Origin of the sequence: Mycobacterium sp. (assembly GCF_049683935.1) — a bacterium.
In the GTDB taxonomy this organism is placed as follows: Bacteria; Actinomycetota; Actinomycetes; order Mycobacteriales; family Mycobacteriaceae; genus Mycobacterium.
In genome coordinates this window covers 1-23,330 of sequence record NZ_JBAUJR010000054.1, presented here as the reverse complement: position 1 = coordinate 23,330, position 23,330 = coordinate 1, and the positions used below count along the sequence as shown (strand labels likewise).

At 66.4% G+C, this 23,330-nt stretch carries 28 protein-coding genes and 1 pseudogene; 9 read left to right on the top strand and 20 right to left on the bottom strand.

All coding sequences use genetic code 11. The features are described 5' to 3' along the window. Both WA965_RS03110 and WA965_RS03105 read right to left on the bottom strand, forming a co-directional pair. On the bottom strand, positions 1-341 hold a 341-nt coding region (locus WA965_RS03110), incomplete at its 3' end, for a methyltransferase (protein ID WP_526447047.1). A gap of 93 nt (positions 342-434) precedes the next feature. Then, positions 435-1,058: a DUF3159 domain-containing protein gene (locus WA965_RS03105; RefSeq protein WP_526302372.1), complete on the bottom strand. Its 624-nt coding sequence runs from the start codon at positions 1,056-1,058 to the stop codon at positions 435-437. A gap of 191 nt (positions 1,059-1,249) precedes the next feature. On the opposite strand from WA965_RS03105, the gene WA965_RS03100 reads away from it, so the two are divergent. After that, positions 1,250-2,482, top strand: coding sequence for a mechanosensitive ion channel family protein (locus WA965_RS03100; RefSeq protein WP_526302370.1), 1,233 nt, complete (start codon positions 1,250-1,252; stop codon positions 2,480-2,482). 34 nt (positions 2,483-2,516) lie between these two features. Here WA965_RS03100 and WA965_RS03095 read toward each other — a convergent pair whose 3' ends face one another. The 4 genes from WA965_RS03095 to WA965_RS03080 form a co-directional block, all read right to left on the bottom strand. Beyond that, complete coding sequence (locus WA965_RS03095) at positions 2,517-2,936, bottom strand: DUF5313 family protein (RefSeq protein ID WP_526302368.1); 420 nt, start codon at positions 2,934-2,936, stop codon at positions 2,517-2,519. A gap of 33 nt (positions 2,937-2,969) precedes the next feature. Then, positions 2,970-3,455, bottom strand: coding sequence for a MarR family winged helix-turn-helix transcriptional regulator (locus WA965_RS03090; RefSeq protein WP_526302366.1), 486 nt, complete (start codon positions 3,453-3,455; stop codon positions 2,970-2,972). Between the two features lie 58 nt (positions 3,456-3,513). Next, positions 3,514-4,218, bottom strand: a complete 705-nt coding sequence (locus WA965_RS03085) for a cutinase family protein (protein WP_526302364.1) — start codon at positions 4,216-4,218, stop codon at positions 3,514-3,516. 127 nt (positions 4,219-4,345) lie between these two features. Continuing rightward, positions 4,346-5,113 carry an endonuclease/exonuclease/phosphatase family protein gene (locus WA965_RS03080; RefSeq protein ID WP_526302362.1) on the bottom strand — a complete coding sequence of 256 codons (768 nt, stop codon included), beginning with the start codon at positions 5,111-5,113 and terminating at the stop codon, positions 4,346-4,348. Between the two features lie 49 nt (positions 5,114-5,162). Between WA965_RS03080 and WA965_RS03075 the strand changes: the two genes are divergently transcribed. Further along, positions 5,163-5,711 carry a nucleotidyltransferase gene (locus WA965_RS03075; RefSeq protein WP_526302360.1) on the top strand — a complete coding sequence of 183 codons (549 nt, stop codon included), beginning with the start codon at positions 5,163-5,165 and terminating at the stop codon, positions 5,709-5,711. Positions 5,712-5,753: 42 nt separating this feature from the next. Further along, positions 5,754-6,908: an NAD(P)/FAD-dependent oxidoreductase gene (locus WA965_RS03070; protein WP_526302358.1), complete on the top strand. Its 1,155-nt coding sequence runs from the start codon at positions 5,754-5,756 to the stop codon at positions 6,906-6,908. Between the two features lie 7 nt (positions 6,909-6,915). On the opposite strand, the gene WA965_RS03065 is transcribed toward WA965_RS03070, so the two are convergent. Further along, a complete protein-coding gene (locus WA965_RS03065; RefSeq protein WP_526302356.1) occupies positions 6,916-7,173 on the bottom strand; it encodes a Rho termination factor N-terminal domain-containing protein in 258 nt (85 codons plus the stop codon). A 126-nt stretch (positions 7,174-7,299) separates the two neighbouring features. On the opposite strand from WA965_RS03065, the gene phoU reads away from it, so the two are divergent. Continuing rightward, positions 7,300-7,956: a phosphate signaling complex protein PhoU gene (gene phoU, locus WA965_RS03060; protein WP_526302354.1), complete on the top strand. Its 657-nt coding sequence runs from the start codon at positions 7,300-7,302 to the stop codon at positions 7,954-7,956. Positions 7,957-7,965: 9 nt separating this feature from the next. On the opposite strand, the gene WA965_RS03055 is transcribed toward phoU, so the two are convergent. Next, positions 7,966-9,147: a zinc-dependent alcohol dehydrogenase gene (locus WA965_RS03055; protein ID WP_526302352.1), complete on the bottom strand. Its 1,182-nt coding sequence runs from the start codon at positions 9,145-9,147 to the stop codon at positions 7,966-7,968. 107 nt (positions 9,148-9,254) lie between these two features. On the opposite strand from WA965_RS03055, the gene WA965_RS03050 reads away from it, so the two are divergent. Then, entirely contained in the window at positions 9,255-9,794 is a 540-nt protein-coding gene (locus WA965_RS03050) for a cysteine hydrolase family protein (protein ID WP_526302350.1), read from the top strand. 13 nt (positions 9,795-9,807) lie between these two features. On the opposite strand, the gene WA965_RS03045 is transcribed toward WA965_RS03050, so the two are convergent. Both WA965_RS03045 and WA965_RS03040 read right to left on the bottom strand, forming a co-directional pair. Then, positions 9,808-10,101: a DUF3618 domain-containing protein gene (locus tag WA965_RS03045; RefSeq protein WP_526302348.1), complete on the bottom strand. Its 294-nt coding sequence runs from the start codon at positions 10,099-10,101 to the stop codon at positions 9,808-9,810. After that, positions 10,088-10,498, bottom strand: a complete 411-nt coding sequence (locus WA965_RS03040) for a phage holin family protein (protein ID WP_526302346.1) — start codon at positions 10,496-10,498, stop codon at positions 10,088-10,090. The genes WA965_RS03045 and WA965_RS03040 overlap by 14 nt, the downstream gene beginning before the upstream one ends. A gap of 142 nt (positions 10,499-10,640) precedes the next feature. Between WA965_RS03040 and WA965_RS03035 the strand changes: the two genes are divergently transcribed. Further along, a complete protein-coding gene (locus WA965_RS03035; RefSeq protein WP_526302344.1) occupies positions 10,641-10,913 on the top strand; it encodes a DUF4235 domain-containing protein in 273 nt (90 codons plus the stop codon). A gap of 38 nt (positions 10,914-10,951) precedes the next feature. On the opposite strand, the gene WA965_RS03030 is transcribed toward WA965_RS03035, so the two are convergent. From WA965_RS03030 to WA965_RS03010, 5 genes are all read right to left on the bottom strand, one after another. Next, the gene (locus tag WA965_RS03030; protein WP_526302342.1) at positions 10,952-12,166 is read right to left on the bottom strand and encodes a YhjD/YihY/BrkB family envelope integrity protein; all 1,215 of its coding nucleotides are present in this window, start codon (positions 12,164-12,166) and stop codon (positions 10,952-10,954) included. Positions 12,167-12,206: 40 nt separating this feature from the next. Further along, positions 12,207-12,821, bottom strand: coding sequence for a DUF4396 domain-containing protein (locus WA965_RS03025; RefSeq protein WP_526302340.1), 615 nt, complete (start codon positions 12,819-12,821; stop codon positions 12,207-12,209). Between the two features lie 44 nt (positions 12,822-12,865). Continuing rightward, a complete protein-coding gene (locus WA965_RS03020; protein ID WP_526302338.1) occupies positions 12,866-13,582 on the bottom strand; it encodes an NUDIX hydrolase in 717 nt (238 codons plus the stop codon). Between the two features lie 30 nt (positions 13,583-13,612). Further along, the gene (locus WA965_RS03015) at positions 13,613-13,891 is read right to left on the bottom strand and encodes a hypothetical protein (protein ID WP_526302336.1); all 279 of its coding nucleotides are present in this window, start codon (positions 13,889-13,891) and stop codon (positions 13,613-13,615) included. A gap of 185 nt (positions 13,892-14,076) precedes the next feature. Next, a complete protein-coding gene (locus WA965_RS03010) occupies positions 14,077-15,549 on the bottom strand; it encodes a phospholipase D-like domain-containing protein (RefSeq protein ID WP_526302332.1) in 1,473 nt (490 codons plus the stop codon). A gap of 121 nt (positions 15,550-15,670) precedes the next feature. Here WA965_RS03010 and WA965_RS03005 point away from each other — a divergent pair, with 121 nt between their 5' ends. Then, complete coding sequence (locus WA965_RS03005) at positions 15,671-16,153, top strand: MarR family winged helix-turn-helix transcriptional regulator (protein WP_526302330.1); 483 nt, start codon at positions 15,671-15,673, stop codon at positions 16,151-16,153. After that, positions 16,150-17,403: an MFS transporter gene (locus tag WA965_RS03000; protein WP_526302329.1), complete on the top strand. Its 1,254-nt coding sequence runs from the start codon at positions 16,150-16,152 to the stop codon at positions 17,401-17,403. Before WA965_RS03005 ends, WA965_RS03000 begins: the two co-directional genes overlap by 4 nt. Positions 17,404-17,408: 5 nt before the next feature. Here WA965_RS03000 and WA965_RS02995 read toward each other — a convergent pair whose 3' ends face one another. The 4 genes from WA965_RS02995 to WA965_RS02980 form a co-directional block, all read right to left on the bottom strand. Then, entirely contained in the window at positions 17,409-19,679 is a 2,271-nt protein-coding gene (locus WA965_RS02995; protein WP_526302327.1) for a glycoside hydrolase family 3 C-terminal domain-containing protein, read from the bottom strand. A 49-nt stretch (positions 19,680-19,728) separates the two neighbouring features. Then, positions 19,729-20,991 carry a class-III pyridoxal-phosphate-dependent aminotransferase gene (locus tag WA965_RS02990; protein WP_526302384.1) on the bottom strand — a complete coding sequence of 421 codons (1,263 nt, stop codon included), beginning with the start codon at positions 20,989-20,991 and terminating at the stop codon, positions 19,729-19,731. 74 nt (positions 20,992-21,065) lie between these two features. Then, positions 21,066-21,761, bottom strand: coding sequence for an LpqN/LpqT family lipoprotein (locus WA965_RS02985; RefSeq protein WP_526302325.1), 696 nt, complete (start codon positions 21,759-21,761; stop codon positions 21,066-21,068). Between the two features lie 511 nt (positions 21,762-22,272). Beyond that, positions 22,273-22,395, bottom strand: a complete 123-nt coding sequence (locus WA965_RS02980) for a hypothetical protein (protein ID WP_526302323.1) — start codon at positions 22,393-22,395, stop codon at positions 22,273-22,275. Between the two features lie 120 nt (positions 22,396-22,515). Here WA965_RS02980 and WA965_RS02975 point away from each other — a divergent pair, with 120 nt between their 5' ends. Next, entirely contained in the window at positions 22,516-22,779 is a 264-nt protein-coding gene (locus WA965_RS02975) for a hypothetical protein (RefSeq protein WP_526302322.1), read from the top strand. A gap of 174 nt (positions 22,780-22,953) precedes the next feature. Here the strand turns inward: WA965_RS02975 and WA965_RS02970 are convergent. Next, a pseudogene (locus tag WA965_RS02970) lies at positions 22,954-23,330 on the bottom strand (amidohydrolase family protein); the annotation flags it as partial.

The window sequence follows — 23,330 nt, the reverse complement described above, 5'->3', positions numbered from 1 at the left end:
ACGTAAGGGGGGTTCGATACGACCAGGTCGTACGGCCCGAATTCCTCTGCGCGCGCCCACGACCCGCGATGCACCTGCACGCTGACACCGGCGGCCGACGCACTGGCGCGGGCGTACCGCACGGCGTTCGGGCAGATGTCGAACGCGGTGACCTCCGCCGCACCGGCCGCAGCCGCGGCGATCGCCACCACGCCGCTTCCGGTACAGAGATCCGCGACTCGGGCTCCCGATGACAACCCTGCTTCGACGATCGCGTCGATCAGCAGGTGTGAATCCTGTTGCGGGGGATAGATCCCCACCGGCACATCAGGTGCATCAAAATCTGTGTAAGCGGTGGTCACGTGGGCTCTCCTCGAAGAATGCCGACACCGGTCCGGCGTCGCTTCTCCAAGATGCCCGCTCCGGCTTGGCCCAAACCCGTTGCGAGCGCCCGGTCAGGCGGCGGCAGCGTGCGGCAGGGCGCGCACGGCCCGGCGGATGGCGAGATAGATCAGCGACGACGTCACCGCGAACACCGGCCACCCCATCGCGATCCGGGCGGCCGCCAGCAGTCCCTCCTGGTCGGTGTCGTACAGGTAGTACTGCACCAGGAAGCGAGTCCAGGACACCAGTGCCATCGTGATCGTGACGATGTCGAAGGCCAATCGCACCCGCGGCACCCGTCGCCACGTGTCGTCGCGGCCGGTGACCTTCGCCCATACCACGCCGACCAGCGGTCGGCGGATCAGCACCGAGGTGGTGAACACGATCGCCATCACCAGGTACATCCAGATGCCGGGCAGATAGAAGTCCTTGGCCTGCCCGGTGACATAGGCGAAGGCCGCACACACACCCACACCGGCGAAGCCGAGCACCGCCGGCCGGGTGGATTCCCGCCGCAGAACCTGCCATGCCAGCACGGCGGCAGCAGCCGACAACGCCGCCACGATCGCCGGGATCAGCCCGGCCGCCGGCGACACCACAGCGAAGGTGGTGACCGGCAACGCGGTGTAGACCAGTCCGCGGACGCCTCCCGCGCGCGCCAGCAACCCGTCGATCGGCGTTCCGGCATTGGTCATGGCGTCAAGATTACTGACGGCGCCCACTACCGCCGTTTGTGAGTTCACTCTCAATGCCGCCATCTGCTGCTCGGGGCGTTTGGCCCGCACGGCGCACCGGGAACGCTTTCCTGTGTCGCGACCGATGTCGCTCGTCGGCGCCCAACTCTCTGATCGCCCGCGATCCATCCCTTTCCAGGAGCACTGCTGTGATGCCCGACATGTTCGACCCCACCGGCCACCCCGTCGTCAGCGCGGCATGGATCGTCGGGGCTCTGGCGATCGCCTACGCGATCGGGCTGGGGTTGTCGTGGACCGTCCAGCGGCTCGGTCGGCGCAGTGCCGTACTGCACGACGTCGCACAGCTGACCCGGCGCCCGGTGCGGGCGACGCTGATGGTCATCGCAGCCTCCGCAGTGCTTCGACGGGTCTCCGAACCCGATTCCGGGTGGCGTGCCTTCCTCGATCACGCCCTGATCCTCGTGCTGATCGCGACGATCACCTGGCTGTTGGCCAGTCTGGCGTCGGTGGCTGAGCGACGGGTGATCGCGCGCTTCGCCGGCGGCGACGCCGGACTGACCGACGCCGACCGGCACCGTCGGAAGATCCGCACTCAGGTCACGGTGCTCCGCCGGTTGGTCATCGCCATCGTCGTGGTGCTCGGCGGGGCGGCGGCGCTGATGACGTTCCCGTCGTTCAGCGACATCGGAAAGACGTTGTTCGCCTCGGCGGGCGTGCTCTCGGTGGTCGCAGGGCTGGCGGCTCAGACCTCGCTCGGCGCCGCCTTCGCCGGGATCCAGATCGCCTTCTCCGACGCCATCCGGGTGGGCGACGTCGTGGTTCTGGAGGACGAGTGGGGCCGCATCGAGGAGATCACGTTGACCTACGTGGTCGTGCACCTGTGGGACGAACGCCGCCTGGTGTTGCCGTGCACCTATTTCACGACCACCCCCTTCCAGAACTGGACGCGCAACGCCACCGAACTGCTCGGCACCGCGGAACTCGACGTGGACTTCACCGTGCCCTTCGACGAGATGAGGGCCGAGCTGGACCGGCTGCTGCACGCCAACCCGCTGTGGGACGGCCGTGTCGGCGTCCTGCAGGTGACCGACGCGGTCGATGGTTACGTGCGGGTTCGGATGCTGGTCAGCGCGTCCAATGCCGGGGCTCTGTTCGATCTCCGGTGCGATGTGCGCGAAGGCATGGTGGCGTGGCTGCAGCGGGCGAATCCGGGCGCGCTGCCACGCCGTCGGCTCGAGCACCAGAGCGGACGTGACGCGAGCATCACCGGCGGCGGCGCGATGCGCACGCACCGGCAGGCCGACTCAGGTCTGTTCACCGGCAACCCGGAAGCGGAGCGCCGCGGTCGCGCCTTTGATCAGACCGAGGAGGTTGCGCCGCTTTCCGATCGCGAGTTCGCCCGCGTGCGCTACGACGGCGGCTAGCGATGCAGACCTCAAGGCGGCCAGACGATGACGCTCAGAGGAACGGGTTGCTGTTCGCCTGCCACTCGGCCGATTGCGGGCGCGGGCCGAACCGCCGGACATAGTCCTCGTCGATGTGCGCCTTCTTCTTGCGATTGATCACGTCGACCAGGTTCGGGTCGAGGCCGTGTTGCGCAAGCCGGTGGCGGCGCCACACCTTGTTGAGCGCCAGGGCCATCAGCAGGCTCCAGGTGTAGATCGGCACCGTCATCTCCAGATGCACGTACAACGACGCCGGCAGCAGCCACAGCGGAGCGAGCAGGAAGAACGGCGGGATCGCCATCCTGATCATGTGCCGCCGAACCGCCCCCTGCGCGGCGAGATCCTCGGCCACCCAGGTCCGCATCGAGGACGGCAGGCGACGACCGTATGAGTAGCCGATGTACTGCAGAAATGACGGTCTGTCCGTGGCCATGGTTGCTCCCTGTCGTTCTTCGTCTTCAAGTATCTACAGAGCGCCGGCCGCGAGCGCGGCGGAGTTGATTCTGGTCAACACCCGATGCAACTCCTCGAGTTCGCCGAGGTCGACACCGAGACGTGCCACGACGGCACCGGGTACTGCCAGCGCGCGTTCTCGCAGCGCCGCGCCCTCTTCGGTCAGCTCGACATCGGTCGATCGCTCGTCGGCGGCGCTACGGGTCCTGCTGATCAGCCCGAGCACCTCGAGGCGCTTCAGCATGGGTGAGAGCGTGGCCGAGTCCAGCTGCAGCGCTGTGGCAATCCGTTTGACCGACAGCGGCGACCGTCGACCCGGAGAAGCGCGCTGGTTGTCCCACAGCGCAAGCATCACCAGATACTGCGGGTGCGTCAGGCCCAGCGGCTCGAGCAGCGGACGGTAGACCGCCAGCACCGCGCGATTGGTGACCGCCAGCGCAAAACACACTTGTCGCTTGAGGGCGAGCGGATCGATATCGGAGGTGACCTGCGTAGACACAAGTTGGATGGTACCCGACTAGTTAGGGCACTATCCAACTGTGATCTGTCCGTACCTCCTAAAGCCGCCCGACGGCGTAGGCGGCGCCCTCGTTGACGCTTCCGTTCACCGCGTACAGCGCGTGCGCGAAGGTCGGTCCGCCATCGGGCGCACCCGAGCAGATCGTGTCGCCGGGAGTGCAAAGCTCCAACGTCTTGTCGGCGTACAACGGGCCGATCGTGATGGCCGGGGCGCCGTACCTGCTCAGGAACTCACCCGACGGAGTCCCGAAGAGCACGACAGCGGCGACGTTGTCGGCCACCTCGGGCGGCAGTGGCCGCGGCGCCACGTCGGCGGGCACACTGCTCGGAACCACATCCGACGTCGCGAACCCGGAGACCACGGCACCCTGGGAGAACCCTCCCAGAATCAGCCGGGTATCCGGACAGTCGGCCGCCATGGACTGAATTCGGTTGCCCGCGTCGCGGACGCCGTCGATGACGGTCGAGGCGAAGATCTCGCGCTGGTCGAAGTTGCTTCCGGCCGGGTAGTTCACGGGATAGACGCCTACGGTCCTCGGTCCGGCCTGCGCGCGCACCGCGTCGACGAAGCCCTGGCCGACGCCGCCGACACCCGGGGCCTCCCCGGTGCCTCTGGCAAAGATCACCTCGACGTCGGGGCACGGTGCCTGCGCTGCCGCTGACGGCGCAACCACCCCGACGAGCGTTGCCCATGCACCGAGCGCCGCGGCGACCCCGCCGCGGACAATTCGTCGTCCTGCCATGAAAACTCCTCTGTTCAGCCGACGCACAACGGTTAGGGCGCCAATCGATCAGTACCCCGAGCTTCGCTGGCCAAACGGCGCAAAGAGTTGGGGCCCCTCCCTGCGGGTACTGCCCGATGGTTGACAGCTACCGGACGTCGATCTCGACCGCCAACGGCCGATGATCGGAAATCGGCGCCGCGGGAGCGACACATTGGTGTCCCTGCAGATCCGGGTGGTCGGTGAGAATGTGGTCGAGTTGCCGCGTTGGCGCCTCGGCCGGAAATGTCGGAGCGCTCGCCAGCGCACGCATCCGCGACCAGCGCGCCGCTGCGCGCGGGCTGATGTTGAGATCACCCATCAGCAGACGCGGCCCGGGCAGACCGCGTAGATCCCGGACCAGGTGGCGGAGTTGATGGCGATTCCAGCCGGGTACGAAGGACAGATGGGTGTTGGCGACCGACAGCGGACCCACCGGGGTGTCCAGCTGGGCGATCACCGCCGCCCTGGGCTCCTCGTCGACAACGATCACGCGGTTCGGCTCAGGCAGGTACATGGGAAAACGCGTCGGGATTCGCGGCAGCCGGACGACTTGCCAGCTTGCCGCAGGAAATCGGGCCAACAAGGCGATTCCGTACGCCGACGTGCCGGGCTGTTCCCCGCCGGTGGCGGCCATCCACGTGGCACCCGGTGTGCCGGAGATGGCTGCGACGAAGCGGTGAGCGACCGCGCCCATCGCGTCGGCGGCGATGGCGGTCAAATCGGTCCGGCCCGACCTGTCCTGCTCGAGATCGACCTCCTGCAGCGCGAGCACATCGACATCGAGGTCGCGCACGAAGGACCACAACCGGTCGGGATCCACGACGCCGTCGCGCACCGTGCGGCCATGCAGGATGTTGAACGTCGCGATACGCACGGGTATCAGTTACCCGACAGCGGCGCCGCCGATAGCAAGGAGCGCAACAATGCTTTCGCGTGATGAGCAACTGCGCAGTGCACTGAAGACCGCGGCATCGGCCCTGAAGGGGCACGGCCCACAGTTTGCGCTGGCCGGCAGCTACGCGCTCTGGGTCTACGGAGGACCCGAACCGGTTCACGATGTGGACTTCGTCGTGGCCGACACCGACACCGAAACCGCGGCGACGACACTGGCCAAGGCCGGGTTCGTGATCGAGCGCACCCCTGAGGACTGGCTTTTCAAGGCCTGCGTCGACGACGTGGTCGTCGACGTGTTGCACCAGGTCAACGGAGTTCCGGTAGATGAGTCGCTGCTCGACGGCGCAGAAGAGCACGATGTGCTGGCCATCAGGATTCCCGTGTTGACCCCGACTGCCGTCTTGATCCAGAAGCTGCGGGCGCTCGGTGAGCATCACTGCGATTTCGCAGGCTTGCTGCCCGTGGTGCGGGCGGTGCGTGAGCGCGTCGACTGGGGTCAGTTGCGCGCAGCGACGGCCGACAACGACTTCGCGGTCGCTTTCCTCGTGTTGGCCGACCGTCTGCAGATCACCCGGTGACCGCAGGTGTGTCGGCACGGCGACACCGGGTATGCCGCGATGATGACCGAACCTGGCTTGATCGTGATCGGCAGCGGCCCCGCCGGAGTCGCTGCCGCTGCGGCCTTCAGGAAGCTGCGGGCCGATGTTCGCGTGCGGATCATCACCGCAGACGGCGATCAGCCGTACGAGAGACCGCCCCTGAGCAAGGAGTTCCTGCGCGGCGAGACCGACGACGTGAGCATGCATCCGTCGTCGTGGTTCACCGAGCGAAATCTGGAACTGACGACCAATGCGCCGGTGGACGAGATCGACATGGCGGCACGCACCGTGACTGCGGCAGGCCGTCGGTACGAGTACGCGCAACTCGTCCTGGCATCCGGCGCCGACCCGACCCGGATGCCCGTTCCAGGGGGTGAGCTGGCCCTGCAGCTGAGATCACTCGGCGATGCACGTCGGCTTCGCACGACCGCAGAGCGGGCCGAGTCGGCCATCGTCATCGGAGCCGGGTTCATCGGCTGCGAAGCAGCGGCTTCCCTTGCCCTCAAGGGCCTTTCGGTCACCATGGTGGCACCCGAGGATGTGCCCCAGGAGAAGAGACTCGGTGCCGCCGCAGGCGAGAAGCTCGTCTCGCTGATCGAAGAGGCCGGGGCGCGTTACACCGGTGGTGTCGGCGTCCAGGAAATCCGTCCCGGCGCCGTGGTGCTGGACAACGGCGTCACGCTGCCAGCGGACCTCATCGTCGCAGCGACCGGGGTCCGGCCCAACAGCGAGGTGGCCGAGGCCGCGGGATTGCAGACCGAAGACTCCCGCATCGTGGTCGACGCCGGCATGGTGACCAGTGCGCCGGGTGTGTATGCGTGCGGAGATGTCGCACTGGCCTCCAACGCCACGGCGGGGCGCCCGATCGTCGTCGAACACTGGCAGGACGCCGCCGACCAGGGAGAGGTCGCCGGCGCACGGGCGGCGGGCGCACAGGTGGACTGGTCCGGCGTTCCGGGATTCTGGACCACGATCGGTGGTGCGACCCTGAAGTACCACGCCTGGGGCGACGGATACGACCGCAGCCGCCTGATCGAGCATGACGATGGATTCACCGTCTGGTACGAATCTGACGGCGCCGCTGTCGCGGTACTCACCTGCAACGCCGACGACGACTACGACCTCGGCGAGCGCCTCATCACCTCCGGCAAGCCTGCACCGGTGGCGATGACGTGACAGCCGTTCAGTGGTTGCGCAGTTCGTCGATGAGCTCGCTCTTCCTGAGATCCGAGTAGCCGGTGATCCCGAGTTCCTTCGCCCTGTTTTTCAGGTCCGAGACCGTCCAGTCGTCGTAGCTTCCCGACTTTCCGCCCTTTTCGCCCACATCCGAAGCGCCTCGGGCGGCGGCCGCGTTGGAGATTCGCGCCGCCTTTTCCTTGGAATTGCCCTGTTCGCGCAGATCCTCGTACATCTTTTCGTTCTTGATCGACGAATTCGGCATAGTGTCACCTCCTGGTCCCCATAACCTTGGTGCGCTCAGAATTCCCGACCGGGCTGAGCCGAAACGCGGTCAATGCATACAAAGCCGGCGGGTGGGTACATGCTCGGCTGCGGGGAAAGGAGACGCGTGCGTACCGAATTCCACCAACAGCTGGATACGCTCAACGCCGACCTGGCCCGGATGTGTGAACTGGCCGGTGACGCCGTGCAACGCGCCACCCTCGGCCTACTGACAGTGGATCTCGAAGCCGCCGAACAGGTATTGACCGAGCTCGAGGTGCTGGCCCGTCTGCGGCGCGATGTGGACCGTTCGGCACTAGCGCTGTTGGCCCGGCAGGCGCCGGTGGCCAGCGACCTGCGCGCTGTGGTCGCGGCCGTGCACATCGCCTCCGATGCCGACCGGATGGGCGGACTCGCCGCACACATCGCCCGCATCGTTCGGCGCCGCCACCCCGACCCCGTCCTGCCGAACGACGTCGTTGGGCAGTTCTCGGAGATGGGCAGCCTCGCCGTCGACCTGGCCGAGGATGCAGCGTCGGTCATCATCGACGGAGATCCGGTGCGCGCCAGCCGGATACGAGACGACGACGAGGCCATGAACGACATGCACCGCAAACTCTTCGTCGCGGTGATGTCGCCGCAGTGGACACACGGTGTGCCCGCCGCGATCGACTTGGTGCTGTTGGGCAGGTTCTACGAGAGGTTCGCCGACCATGCGGTGGCGATTGCGGCGCGGGTGTTGTTCCGCAGCACCGGGGACACCACTCGCGATCTGGGCCAGTGAGCCCGGCACTCAGGGCTTGAGGATCACCTTCACCGCGCTGTCCTGTTTCTTCTGGAAGATCTCGTAGGCGTGCGGCGCTTCGTCGAGGGACAGCGTGTGAGTGGCGAACGTGTCCACGCCCAACGGATCCTCATCGGTCAGCAGCGGCATGATGTCGTCGACCCACCGTTTCACGTTGGCCTGTCCCATCCGCAGGGTCACCTGCTTGTCGAACAGCGTCAGCATCGGCATCGGGTCGGCCGTTCCCCCGTACACACCGATCAGGGAGATGGTGCCACCCCTGCGGACGATGTCGATCGCCGAGTACAGCGCGTCCAGGCAATCCAGGCCGGCCGTCTGCATCATCTTCTTGCCCACCGCGTCGGGCAGTAGACCGGTGACCCGCTGCGCGACCCGGGCAACGGGTGAGCCGTGCGCCTCCATTCCGACGGCGTCGATCACCGAATCGGTGCCCCGGCCGCCGGTCATGTCGCGAATCGCATCACCGACGGTGGAGGCGACCTCGTCGAAGTTCACCGTCCGGATCCCGCGAGCACTCGCGCGGGCGAGACGCTCCGGCACATTGTCGACGGCGATCACGTCAAACCCCTGGTGAGCCGCGATGCGCGCCGCCATGTCCCCGATCGGACCCAGCCCGAGAACTGTCACGGTGCCGCCCTGCGGGATGTCGGCGTACACCACTGACTGCCACGCGGTTGGCAGCACGTCGGACAGATAGACGAACCGCGAATCCGACGGTCCCTCAGGCACTTTGATGTGGGTGAACTGGGCCTGCGGTACTCGCAGCAATTCGGCCTGACCGCCGGGCACCGACCCGTACAGCTCGGAGAAACCGAACAGCGCGGCCCCCATGCCCTGGTCCCGCACCTGGGTGGTCTCACACTGCGTGTACAGCTTGTGGTCGCACATGTAACAACTGCCACAAGAGATTTGGAACGGGATCACCACCCGGTCGCCGACGGAGAGGTCGCCGACCTCGCTGCCCACTTCGCGCACGATACCCATCGGCTCATGGCCGAGGATGTCGCCTTCGTTCATGAAGGGACCCAGCACTTCGTAGAGGTGCAGGTCCGATCCGCAGATGTTGGTCGACGTGACCTCGATGATTGCGTCAGTGGGTTTTTCGACCTTTGGGTCCGGCACCGTGTCCACCCGCACATCGCGCCTGCCGTGCCACGTAACTGCTTTCATCGGTGCTCCTTCCAGCAATGCCGCGCCGGAGATCAGCGCGGCAGTGCGTGCTTTCTTACCCGCCGCCGTGGCGGGTAAACACCGGTCCGCATGGGTACCGTTCTGGTATGGCCGACACTGCTGTTCTGGTCATCGACATGATGAACACCTACCGGCACCCGGATGCTGAGCTGCTGATACCGCATGTTTCCGAAATCATGGATCCGCTCAGCGATCTCGTCACCCGGGCGCGGAAACGCGACGACGTGGATCTCATCTACGTCAACGACAACTACGGTGACTTCACGGCTCAGCCGAGCGATCTCGTACAGAGCGCTCTGAACGGAGCCCGTCCCGATCTGGTCGAACCGGTGGCCCCCGGCGCGGACTTTCGCTTTGTGTCCAAAGTGCGTCACAGCGCGTTCTACGCATCGCCGTTGGACTACCTGCTGGGGCGGCTGAGCTGCCACCGGGTGATCCTGACCGGACAGGTCACCGAGCAGTGCATCCTCTACAGCGCCCTCGACGCCTATATCCGGCACTTCGAAGTGATCGTTCCCCGCGACGCCGTCGCGCACATCGACTCCGAGCTCGGCGAGGCGGCGCTGCGGATGATGGAGCGCAACATGCGTGCCGAGCTCGTCGATGCCGGGAAGTGCCTGAAGTGACGACCAGCGTCGGCTACCGACGCCGCCGCCACCACAGCAGGCCGATGACGGCCAGTGCTGCCACGACTATTCCAGCCGGTACGGCTGGATTGGACCTGACGGTCGCGCTCGCCTCCTGCGCGCGCTGGGCCAGAGCATCTCTGGTCTCGCCGGCCTTTTCCTGGGCACGGCCCTTGACATCGAGCTTGTCCGACAACGCGCCCACTGTTTCGCTCAGTTGAACCCGGGTGGCCTCGATGTCGGACTTCAGGTCATCGATCCCAGCGTCCGGTCCCGGCTCTGGCGGGAGTCTGTCAGCGTCGGCCATGTCGTGCCTCCTTGATCTGCTCGAGGTCGAGCTTGACGCTGTCGACCGACTCGGCCGCGGGCGGCGGCACCTGCTGGACCTGCTTGCGGCTGATCAGCGCGGCCACCCCGGCACAGATGAAAAGCACCGCGGCAACGATGAGCGCGGCAGCCCACACCGGCAGGATCAGCGACAGTCCCGCGACGGCGGCCGCGATCACTGTCATGAGGCCGAGCAGTGCGAGAAGGCCGGCAGCGCTGATCAGACCTGCACCGAGTCCAGCGTGGCGGACAGATTCCTGAAACTCCTTCTGAGCCAACCTCAACTCATCGCGTACCAGGCGCGAAGTCTGCTCTGAAAGTTGGCCCAGTAATTGAGGCGTCGAGGCCTCTTTCGTGGATGGTGATTGGTTGCTCACCGGTCGACCTCCCTGACTCTGCCGGTTACTCGTGTCGTGCCCCGCGATCAGCAGCGCGAAACAGGGTTTTACCCGCCGGATGCGCAGTTACACATCGCCGCTTGCGGGTATGCCTAGCCGTACCCGTCAGGAAGCAGGAAAGATGAGCTCGTCCCGCAAGATGTTCTATACCCCGCTGTCGATGGCGGTCAGCATTGCCGGTGGTCTCCTCGCCAGCAAGCTGTTCAGTCAGATCTGGAAGCGTGTGGGTGACGGCGATCAACCCCCACCCGAGCCCGACGATCTCAGTCAGTCGACGGCCAAGGTGCTGTTCGCGGCGGCCTTGCAGAGTCTGATCTTCGGCCTGGCACGGGCCGCCGTCAACCGCGCCAGCGCGCGCAGTTATCAGGCGATCACCCAAGAGTCTCCCGCTTGACGACTGAGCCTGGGAACGCCTGCTGAGCAGCCGGATTCCTACTGGCCGCGGCGTCCGCGGGACCTCCGCAGCATCCGGCCGCGCCGCATTGTCAGCACCTCCTTGGCGTCGTTCTTGTCGATGACGCTGGTGTCACGCAGCGGCAGCTTCAGGTCCTCCTCGGCAGCGATCCCGGCTTGTAGTTGGCGTCCCCGCTCCGTCTCCGCGTTGAGCTCTGCGCCGAACAGTAAGGCCACGTTGGTGATCCACAGCCACAACAGGAAAACGATCACGCCGGCCAGCGCGCCGAATGTCCTGTCGTAACTGCCGAAGTTGGCCACGTACACGCCGAACAACAGCGAGGCGGTCACCCACACCAGGATGGCGATCGCGGCGCCGACGCTGATCCAGCGGAATCTGGGCTGCCGCACATTGGGGGCCGCGTGATACAGCACTGCCACGCCCACCACCACAAGAATCAGCAGGACCGGCCAGCGGGCGACCTGCCATATGGTCAGCACCGTGGTGCCCATCCCGAGGTAGCCGCCGATCGCTTCGGCGACAGGCCCGCTGATCGCCAGCATGAAAGCCACGGCGGCGACGATGACCAGGGCTCCCATGGTGAGCAGCAGCTGCTGGGGGCGCAGCTTCCAGAAGACCCGCCCTTCCTCGACCTCGTAGATCCGGTTCATCGCCCGGCCGAACGCGCCGATGTACCCGGAGGCGGCCCATAACGCGCCCAGGATGCCCGTCAGCAGCGCGACACCGGCCGCGGGGGCGTTGACCAGCTGTTCGATCGGCTGCCGTAAGGTGTCCGCCGCCGCTCCTGGGCTGATTTCCGAGACGATCTGCAGGATCGCCTGCGACGTGCGTTCGCCCTGGCCGAAGACCCCGAGCAGCGACATGACCACCAACAGCGCGGGGAACAGGGACAGCACCGCGTAGTAGGTCAGCGCCGCGGCGAGGTCCATGCACTGGTCTCGGCTGAACTCGCCGACCGTCTGGCGCAGCACATACCGCAGGGACGGCCGGGTCAGATCCGTCGGGGATGCGGGCTTTCGGCTGTCGTCCGGCTCCGGGCACACAGAACTGGCCGGCGCGGGCGACGGCCTGCGTGACGGCGTGGCGGGCTTCCGTTTACGTCCGGCCAGGCCGGCGGTCACCAGACCGGCGACGAAGGCGCCGGCTACCGCGACGGGCCGTAGCCCGGACGAACGGCCGGCGGGCAGCGAACTCTGCAACTGGCGCTGCACGCCGTTGGCTTGGGACTGCATCGCCAGATGGTGCCCCTCGGGGCGGCCGCCAAACCTGGGATCAGAGTCCGGCGGCGACGGACACCACGAGTCCGCCGAGCATGAACGCGACGATCACGGCGATCAGCGCACCCGTGCTCAGGGACGGGATGAACCGTCGCGGACCGGTGACCGTGCCGGTTGCTCCGTGGTACTGGTGGGTCAGCGCATGCCCCTTGCCCCGTCGCAGCAGGTACCGGTTCACGGGGTACGCCGCGAAGAAGGCGACTGTCAACGCAAGCATCATCGCCAGCCAGAACACCGGATTGACCAGGCCGGCGTCCATCGCGCCGGGGATGAGGGCCATGACGGCGTTGTCCACGATCTCCATCGTGGCGATGGACAGCGTGTCGGCCGCCAACACCACAGTCAGCGCGCTCCCCAGCGCCATCCCCGCCTTCAGCAGAGGGAGCGTCGACAGGGTGTAGCCGAAGAAGAACGCCAGACCCACGGCGAGCGCGATGGTCGCGATGGTGGAGAACCCGAGCGCCGTTCCGATCATCAGACCGAGGATCTCGCCGATCGCGCACCCGGTCAGACAGTGCAGCGTTGCGCTGACCGCCATGGCGTCGACGTTGCCGTGCCCACCGTCGGGATGGTCACCGGGTGAATGGCCTTCGTGTGATCCGCTGTCCACCCGGCCATTGTCTCCGACCGATGAGTTCCGCACCGGGAACTTGTCTAGCGCCAGGCGAACACGGGCTGCTCGAGACCATCGACCGAGTCATGTCTGCCTTCCAGGCCCAGCCAACGCAGCTGAAGCAGGACCGCACCCGTCGGCGCGTGGATGAGGTCATTGCCCAGCGGTACCTGCACTACGGGGCGGGAACTTTCGGGGATGCTGATGAACCGCGGCGAGTCTTCGCGCAGCAACTGGTGCATCCCTACCCGGTAGACCGCCACCACTTCATCAGGTGCCGGTTTCGGGTCGAGGCGGCCACCTCCCCAGACCACGACGGGGGTGATGACGTAGCCGGACCGCGTCGGGTAGTCGTCGAGGAGACCCAGCACGGTGGTCTCGGAAAGTCTGACACCGAGTTCCTCGTCGAGTTCCCGCAGTGCGGCCTCGACCACGGTTTCGCCGGGGTCCAGGCGGCCGCCGGGCAAGGCCCACTGTGCGGCGTGGGACGTGAGCCGGGAAGCCCTGCGGCACAGGAAGAAAGCAGCACCACCTGACACGTCGACCATCCGGCCGTCGAGATCGTCGGGCATCGGCCGTCCGGCGATCCAGTCGTCCACCGGCGCCGGGTCGACCCGGTCCTCACCGGCTTCGGAGTCGACGAGCACAACGGCGACGGCCGCATGCCGCTTCGTCGGATCGCTGACCACCCGCCGGTCGTGACCTGTGAGATTCGCCCGAATCCGGTCGCGAAGTGCGTCGTCGTAGGTGATGGTCACCGCTCGACCATAGAGCAGCGCCCCGGGCGGTCACCCGCCGTCGTGTGGCGTGGGGCTCTGTTCGGATTCCCATTTCGATTCCAGCGTCCGGTGTACGACGCTGTCGGCAGGCAACTCGACGTCGAAGGTCTCTCCGTCGTCCCCTTCGAGGGTGACGATGATCATCGGGTTGGCCCCGGAGTTGCCCGAATCCTTGTGGACGACCTTGTACTCGCGCGAGTCACCGCCGCGGCGGTCGGGAAGTTCGAGGGAGATGATGTCGCCGGGAGCGACGTTCTCGATACGTGCGTCGTCCGACTGCTCACTCATCCGCACCTCCGGTTTCCGCGTTCTCCCGTGTTGCCATGCCGCCGCTATCACCGTGGTCGGCCGGTCCGGGCCGACCACCTTTCGGTTCGTCGGCCGCTTCAGTGGGTTGATCGGTGTCTTTTCCCATGGCTGGCTCCTTCGTCCCGGGGGGTGTACCCGGAGAATCCGATGCCCACGCGGCAGGCTCAGATTCTCGGCGGCTTCTTGCTCAGCCCTTCGAGCCAGCGCTGAACGCTGTCGCTCACCGACCGCGGCACGCGGTCAGGATCCATCAGGTCGTTCTCGGCCAGCAGGCTGGCCTCACCGGCAATGGTCTCCTCGGTGAACCGCTGCAGTGTTCGCCCCTCTCCGCGAAGCGATTCCACGGCCTGCAGGAACGAACCGTGCTCCTGCATCGCGCACTCGAAGTCCTCGGCCGAAGCTCCGAGGTGCTCACTGACCAGGTGGTTGCGCACCGAGATGATCGTCGCGCGGACGTGGTCGTATTCGGCGGTGTCCGGATCTGCTTCCACGGCCACATCACACTCGCTGTCGAATCCCTGCGACCGGTTGTTGAGGTTCGACGAACCGACGCGCAGCAGCCGATCATCGATCACAAGGATCTTGGAGTGGACGTAGATCGCGGTGCCGCCTTCGGTCACCGGCCAGTACACGCTGAACCGCTGGTGGGTGTCCGCGGTCCAGAGTAATTGCAGGAGGCGATATCTCGCGCTGTCCATGGACTGTTCTTCGAGACGGCTCTCCGAATTTCGGGGCATCACGACCACGATCTCCGGACCGTCGGGTTCCTGCAGCCGTTTGGCCAGCGCTTCGGCGAGCGTGCGGGACGCCAGGTACTGGTTCTCGAGATAAATGGTGTGGCGGGCGGCCGCTATCGCGGCGAGGTTCAACGCCTCCACCTCGCGGACCTCGCTGCGCTTCTCCAATTCCGGCAGGGTGCGCATGATCCCGACATCGACGTTGCGCATGATCGGCTCGAGATCCGACGGCCAGACCTCGTGGTCGACGACCACTTGGGCCACGTACTCGCCGGTCGCCATCCGCCACCGCTCGCGGGCCTGATCACCGAACGCGCGGGCGGCGGCACCGCTCACCGCGACGGCGACCTCATGCCGGGGTCCGTAGGCCCGTCCGGCCTCCACTCGAAACGCGTTGCTCTCCAGGTGCTCCCGGGTGTCCCAGCGGTCATGGGTGAGGTCGATGCCGCCACAGAACGCCATCACATCGTCGATGACCACGATCTTCTGGTGATGGACGGCACCGGTCGGATGCGCGCCGTCGATGGCGAACTGCAACCGCTCGCGGGTCAGCCAGTTCAACAGCGCCACCGGCGTGAAGTCGCCCCAGAGCCCTTCGAAGGCCGGAAGCAGGCGCAGATTCGACCTCAGAAGATACACATCCAGGTTGGGCCGCACGCGCACCAGCCAGCGCAGGAAGGTGCCCAGCTGATTCGGACCGGGGAGCGTCTTGCCGCCACGTTCGAACGTGGTCCTGGTGTCGAAATCCCACCCGATCAGGAGCACCCTGCGCTGGGCGCGCAGCAGCGCAGCTTTCACGTGGTAGAAGTAATCGGCACCGTCGACGATGCAGGCGAGTTGGTCGGCGCGCTCCACACGCCAGCACGTCTCGCCGGGAATCAGCAGGCCATCGCTGTCCATGTCAGGCCGCCGAGTGAACGTCAGAGCTCAGCGCGGACATAGCGCAGTGTTTATCACACTGATGCGCAGGCAGGTGGTGACAGAATGCTGACTCGCCCCGGCCAGGCTCCAACAAACATGTATGTGCTATGCATATACAGTGCCGCCGTCCCGCTACGACCACCTCGACGAGCTTCTGACACGCATTCACCTCGCGCGCCAGCGGCCGGCCTGGCGTCGTCGCCTGCTCGACGGAGCCGACTCGGTGACGAACGTGTCGACGCTGCGGGTGCTGCGTGCGGTCGAGGAGTGCCAACGCACCCAAAGCGGGGCCTCTATTCGCGACGTCGCCGAGTTCATGGCCATCGAGCATTCGACCGCCAGTCGCACCGTCGCCGCCGTCGTCGCAGCCGGGTTGCTGACAAAAACCTCCGCCCCTGACGATCAGCGGCGGTGCGCGCTGGTGTTGACCGACGTGGGCCGCAAGGCGCTGGCGACGGTCACGGAGAGGCGACGCGCTCTGGTCGCCGAGACGATCGCCGACTGGCCCGACACCGATGTCGACACCCTGGTGGCTCTGTTGGACCGACTGGCCGACCGCTTCGAGCATGGGGCCGACGCATGACCGCGGAGGCCACAGCCGTCCCGATGCGCGCCCGCAGTGCACTCGGATTGATGTTCGACCCGGTGTTCGGCGCTCTCTTCTGGGGCAAGATGTTCTCCGTCGTCGCGGTGTGGACGCACGGCATCGTCGCGGCGATCGTGATGTACGACGCGACGCGTTCGGCTCTGATGGTCGGACTGGTGGGCGTCGTCCAGTTCGCACCGCAGCTGATCCTGAGTCCTGTCAGCGGCAAGTGGGCCGACACCGGCAACCCGGCGCGGCAGATCCTGCTCGGCAGGGTGTTGTGCGTCGCCGGTTCAGGATTCGTGGCGACGTGGCTGTTTCTCCAGCCCGGAATGCAGGGGTCGTCGGCTGCCGTACCGATCCTCCTCGGAACCGCCCTCGTCGGCTTCGGTTTCGTCGTGGGCGGACCGGCGATGCAGTCCATCGTGCCCAACCTGATCCGTGACGGTGAGCTGTCCACGGCGATGGCACTCAACAGCATTCCGATGACCATCGGGCGCATCGTCGGCCCCGCCACCGGCGCCTACCTGGCCGCACACTTCGGCTACGCGACCGGTTTCGCCGTCAGCGCCGGTCTGCACCTGGTGTTCACGCTGTTCCTGCTCGTGGTGCGTTTTCCGGCGCCTCCGAAGCGCCGGTCCGGCGCGGACTACCGGGTGCGTGCCGCGCTGAAGTACGTCTGGTCGGACCGCCCACTGCTGCTGGCCCTGCTCGCGGTGACGACCGTAGGATTCGCGTCCGATTCGTCGATCACGTTGACCCCCTCGGTTGCCGACGAACTCGGCGGCGGAGCCAAACTCGTCGGCACACTGTCGGCGGTCTTCGGCATCGGCGCGGCGGTCGGCATGGTGGCACTCGCGCTGATGCGGGGCCGGATGGTCTCGGCACGGGTGTCGAGCATCGGACTCGCTGGGCTCGCCGCCGGCTGTGGAGTGCTCTCCGTCGCGGCCGGACCCGTCGTCGCGATGGCCGGGTTCGGGTTGGCGGGACTGGGCTTCGGCTGGGCCATGACAGGTCTGAGCACCGTCGTCCAGGAACGTGCGCCCGAAGAGTTGCGGGGCCGGATCATGGCGCTGTGGCTCGTCGGGTTTCTCGGCTCGCGCCCCCTCGCGGCAGCGCTGCTGGGCGGCACCGCCGACCTGGTCAGCGTCCAGGCGGCGTTCGCGGTAGCGGCCGTGCTGACGTTGGCGGTGACACTGTGGTGCCGGCCGTCGAACCTCACAGGCCCGCTACCTGCGCAGGTGTAGCAGGCTCAGGGGTTGTTGGCAGCGGCAAGCAGTGCGTCGATCGCGGTCTGATCCACGCCGCCGGCCGCAGCGAACATGGCGACCCTGCCGATCGGGAACGATTCGACCATCCGCGCGAGGTCGGTGTCCTCGGCCATCGCACCTGCTGCGCCTGACGCGTCGCCCATCATCGAGGCCATCGCGGCCTGCAGCATCGGTCCGCCGACCGGGTGGGCCAGCACATCGCCGATCGACGACTGACGCGTCAGCGGAACGACGACGTCGTCGCCGGTGACCTCCACGTCGACCGACGACCGGATGTCCCTGCTCGACGCTGCGGTGTCGATGGTGTACGTCCCGCCTTCGACAATCCAGGAGTCGACACGAACATCCCAGTACGCCAGATCTTTCCGACACACCGTCAGCTCGACGACGCGGCTCTCACCGGGATCGAGCGCCACCGAGGCGAAGGCCTTCAGTTCACGCGGTGGGCGCTGGACCCGACTTCCAGCGCAGGCTGCGTACACCTGGACGATCTCGCGCCCCGGTCTGTCCCCGGTGTTGGTCACCGCAACTCGCACATCGAGGTCGCCGCCGGTGTTCACAATCGCTGCGGCAGCTCCGTATTCGAACGTCGTGTAGGACAGGCCGTGACCGAAGGGGAAGGCGACGTCGAGATCGCGGGCGTCATACCAGCGGTAGCCGACGAACAAGCCCTCCCCGTAGCGGACGCGGGAGAACTCACCCGGAAAGTCGAGATGGGCCGGGGTATCGGACAACCGCAACGGGATGGTTTCCGTCAGCTTGCCCGACGGGTTGACGTCCCCGAACAGCACGTCGGCGATCGCACCGCCGCCCGCTTGCCCCAACAACCAGCCTTCGAGGATCGCCGGCGCCCTGTCGGCGAAAGGCAGTGCGACGACTCCACCGTTGGCCAGCACCACGATCGTGTTCGGGTTCACGTCGAGCACGGCATCGAGCAGGGCCAACTGCCCCGCAGGCAGGTCGATGTCGTCGCGGTCGTATCCCTCCGACTCCAGACCGGCGGGCAGGCCGAGGAAGACCACGGCGGTGTCTGCTCGCGACGCCGCTTCCTCGGCCTCCTGACGAAGGCGCACCGACTCTTCATCACCGACATCTTGGGCAGTGCTGAAACCCGCTGCGTACGTGATACTTCCGCCAGCCAGGGACCGGATCTCGTCGAGCGCGTTGTCCAGTCGCGTCGGGTTGATCCGCGACGAACCAGCGCCCTGGTACCGGGGTTCGGCGGCGAAGACACCGATGACGGCGACGTCGGCATCCTTCGCCAGGGGAAGCATGCCGTCGTTCTTCAGCAGAACGATCGATCGGCCGGCGGCCTCCCGGGCGAGGGCGTGGTGGGCGTCGGCGTCGAGGGGTCCTCCAGCCGACCCTGCTCCGTCCAGCGCTCGGCGCAGGAGGCTCAGGATCCGGTGCACCGCGGTGTCGACGATGCCCTCGTCGAGTGATCCCTTCTCCACCGCCTCGACGATCTGGGCGTCGGTGACACCGTTGGACGACGGCATCTCGAGATCCAGGCCGGCTTCGATCGCGGCGACACGGTCGTTGACCGCGCCCCAGTCCGATACCACTACGCCGTCGAAGCCCCACTGGTCACGCAGTACTTCGGTGAGAAGCCAGTGGTCCTCGGAGGCGTACACCCCGTTGATGCGGTTGTAGGAGCACATGACGGTCCACGGCTGAGCGTTCTCGACGGCGTATTCGAAGCCACGCAGGTAGATCTCGCGCAGCGGCCGGGGATCGACATCGGCGCTGACCCGCAACCGATCGGTCTCCTGGTTGTTGGCCGCGAAGTGCTTGAGGGAGGCGCCGACGCCCTGGGACTGGATACCGCTGATCAGCGCGGCGCCCAACCGGCCTGCTATGACCGGGTCTTCGGAGAAGTACTCGAAGTTGCGGCCGCACAGCGGCGACCGTTTGATGTTGATGCCTGGGCCGAGCAACACCCCGACACTCTCGATCGACGCCTCGACACCGAGTGCCCGGCCGACCCGGGTCACGAGCTCGACATCCCACGAGGAGCCGAGACCCACCGCAGGCGGAAAGCAGGTCGCGGGCACGCTGTCACCGAGGCCGAGGTGGTCGCCACCTTCGCGCTGCTTGCGCAGGCCGTGTGGGCCATCGGTGAGCATCATCGACGGAATCCCGATCTGCTCAAGCGGTTTCGTCCACCAGAAGTTGGCACCGCTGGTCAGCGAGGCCTTCTCCGCGAGCGAGAGGCCGGCAAGTGTCGGGTCGTCAGAAGCCGAGGTGGTCACCTGGTCCATTGTGCATATCGCAGCGGGCGTGCACGGATGACCTGGTCAATCACCGTTCCAGTACGGCGGCCAGTGCGTCGTCGAGGATGCCCAGGCCAGTGTCCAATTCGGCGTCGGTGACCGTCAACGGTGGCGCGATGCGGAAGATCCCGCCCATGCCGGGCAATTGGACGATGTTCATGTGCAATCCGCGTTCCAGGCACGCGACGGTGACTTCGGCTCCCAGAGTCTCGGCCGGCGCCTTGCTCGCCTTGTCCGAGACCAGTTCGATGCCCTGCAGCAGGCCGCGCCCACGGACGTCGCCGACCTGTTCGTAACGATCACGCATCCCCGCCAAGCGCGCCGCCAGTGTTCGGCCGAGGGCCTCTGCCCGGGCAACCAGGCCGTCCCGTTCGACGACGGTCAGAACGGTCAGTGCGACGGCAGCGGCCAGCGGGTCCGAGACGTGCGTGGTGAAGAAGAGGAAACCTCGTTCATGACAGACGCTTTCGATCTCGTCACTGGTCAGCACCACAGCTACCGGAAGTCCCGCGCCGAGTGTCTTCGACAGAGTGAGCAGGTCCGGGACGATCCCCTCCCGTTCGAACCCGTACATCTGACCGGTGCGCCCCACACCCGTCTGGGCCTCGTCGACGATCAACAGCATGTCGCGTTCCGCGCAGAGTTCCTTCAGGCGACTCAGGTAGCCCGGCGGAGGCTCGATGATCCCGCCGGAGGACAGAATCGGTTCGACCAGGCACGCCGCCAGACTCCCCGAGGACTGCGCGTCGACGGCCGCAAAGCCGTAGTCGAGTTCGGACTGCCAGTCATAGCTGCCGTCGGTGTGACGGAACGGCGACCGGTAGGCATTCGGCGTCGGCAGCGTGAGGTTGCCGGGCATCGGGGGGCCGTAGCCACGCCGCCCGGCGCTGAACGTCGCCGAGGCGGCACCCGATGTCATCCCGTGCCAGGACCGATCAAAGGAGACGATCTCGTATTTGCCGGTGTGGAGCTTCGCCATCTTGATGGCGGCCTCGTTGGACTCCGCGCCGGTGCTCAACAGCAGCATCCTGGTCAGCGGCGCGGGCAGAGTCGCGCAGAGCGCCTTGGCGAGTTCGACCACGGGCACGCTGAGCATTCCACTGTACAGGTGGTCGAGTGTGGAGATCGCCGTGCTGACCGTGTTCACGATATCGGGATGCGAGTGTCCGAGAACGGAACTCATCTGCCCGGAGGTGAAGTCGAGGATCGCGGTTCCGTCCTGGTCGTAGACGTAGCTCCCCTTCGCCCGGGTGATGATGCGCGGCACGAACGATCCGCCGTATCGCACCATGTGCCGCTCGGCGGCATGCCAGAACTGCTCCGTGTTCGTCACTGAATCCCTTTCTGGGACAGGCCTCAGCTGAGTCAGGGCTGGATCGTCGTTTCGGCGTCGATGACCGACATCGCCTCCAGCAGTGCCTGTTGTTGATCGGCGGTCCCCTGCGCGTCGATGGCAAGCAGGTACGTCGCGTCCGTGCCCGGTATCACCACTGTCTTGCGCGCCACGAACACCGACTGGCCGTCTTTGTACAGGGTGCCGGCGATCTGGGCCGCGTCGAAGCCGGAAAGTGTTCCAGGGCTGCCTGTCTCGGGTCCGTCATAGCCCGGCTGATTCCGGACAGCATTGGGCGCAAGTTCGAGGATCCTGGCTTGATCGACCTCGCCACCGCTGAGGCGCGCCATGCTTGCGACGATCACAGGGGGGTTGGGTCCCCCGGCGGCGCTTTCGAGCACGATCGCTCCGTAAGCGTCTTTGGGTGTATTCGGGCCGACATCCATCCAGCCCGGCGGCGTCGGCAGATCGAGCTGGGGTGCGGTGGCGTCGCCGCGACTCACCATGATCTGGGTGATGCCATTCTCGTCCAGGTAGTCGCCGACGGTGGTTGCCGGCTGCTGCGCCTGCTCAGGAGTGCTTGTTGGGGCGCTGCTCGTCTCGACGGAGGTCGACGACTGCTCCGAAGGCGTTGCCTCCGTGGCGCTATCCGTACCACACCCGGCAAGACCCAGACTCAGCGCGATCGCCGCGGTCCCGAACACCACCTTTGTCGCCTGCGTTCCCATGAGCTCGTCCCTTTGCGTGTGCGGTACCTGATCTCGGCTAGGGCTGACGGTAGTGCATGAGACGGTGAATGGGAGGCACCGTGGGAGCCTGGGCACGGCCATACTCACTGCGGCCGTATTCATCCCACCGTTAACTTCTTGTTGCACAGGGTTGAGCGACGCCCATGCCGGTTATGCAACCAGCAGCGGAGGTCAGGGTCGGCTGCTCCTCGTCCTCTGTGAGGCGGACATCGGGGGCAGCTATACCTGGGGGAGGCACGACCCGGTGTCCGCCGACGCCCAGGTCGTCAGCGCTGTGCGGGTCGGGGTGACCTCTGTCTCGGGGCGCGCGCACAGCCCACCTATCAGAGCTGGCGACGCGGCGGCCTCATCCGGTGGATTTGCACGTCGGACGCGCACCCGATACATCAACCCGCGGTTGACCCTCGCCTGGGTTTCCCAAACGGTCGGCTATGTCCGCCCGAAATGCTGATCCGGCCTGGTCAGATCACAGGTCGCGTGAGAACGCCGCCTACGACTCCTTCTCATCGCTGTCGTCGTCGTCCGTCGGCAATGCCTGCGCGCCGGGCGTGGCGGGTGCCAGCACCTCGTCGTCGACGGTCGGTTCCTGGCCTTCGTTCGGTCCTGTGGTCATCGTCGTGAGCCCTCCGATAGCAGTTGCGCGCAGCCACTCCGGGCTGCGCTACTGTCTCCTACCCCGAAAACGGCTCGGCAATCATCGGTTTCGTCTCGAGCCATCGGGGCACTCTGCTTCATGGCATTCAAACTCACGTATACAGATGGACAAGAGGCCGAGTACGACGACGACACCGCATGGGAAGTCGACGACGGCGTTCTGAAGATGGGGCGTACGGAAGGCGACTGGACCGTGCTCGTTTCGCCCAGCCACTGGGCCGTGGTCGAGGTGGGCAGTGCGGCGGCGCGCGCCTCCGACAAGGACGACAACACGAAGGACGACTCGGAGGACGACTCGAAGGACGACTCCGACGACGACAACAAGGAAAAGACCGAAGACTGACCCCGGGAGACTCAGAAATGGAACACGAGTGTGAGGGCAGTGGCCGGGAGCTCAGCGGCGATCCGCCGGCCGCTGAGGCGGCAGCGTGTCCGGTGTGTGGACGCGCGACGGGAGTAGAGCCGGCAAAACCCGGGGCGGGCACGAACTTCCGGATCGCCAGCCATCAGACGGTGGTCAACGAGTCCCGCTGAGGCGAGGGTCCGCGGTCCAGGTCTGCGTTTCACTGCGGGACACCACTGCTCCACGATGGATGACGACACGATCTGCCGGGGCATTGGCGATGACCTCGACCACGCTGGTTCCGCGCACGGCGAGCAGGTCCGCGCGGCCGCCCACCCACGGGCCCGCTGCGGGTAATCCGAGCACGGCGCGAGCCTCCTCGGTCACCATCGCGAGCGCGACACCGGGATCAAGATGCCCGGCGATCACCGCAAGCATCGCCGTCTCCAGCGCATCACTGCGGCCCAACGGGTTGAACGGATCACTGACGTTGTCGGCACCCGCCGCGACCCGCACTCCGGCAGCGCGCAGCGGTTCGATCGCCGTGATGC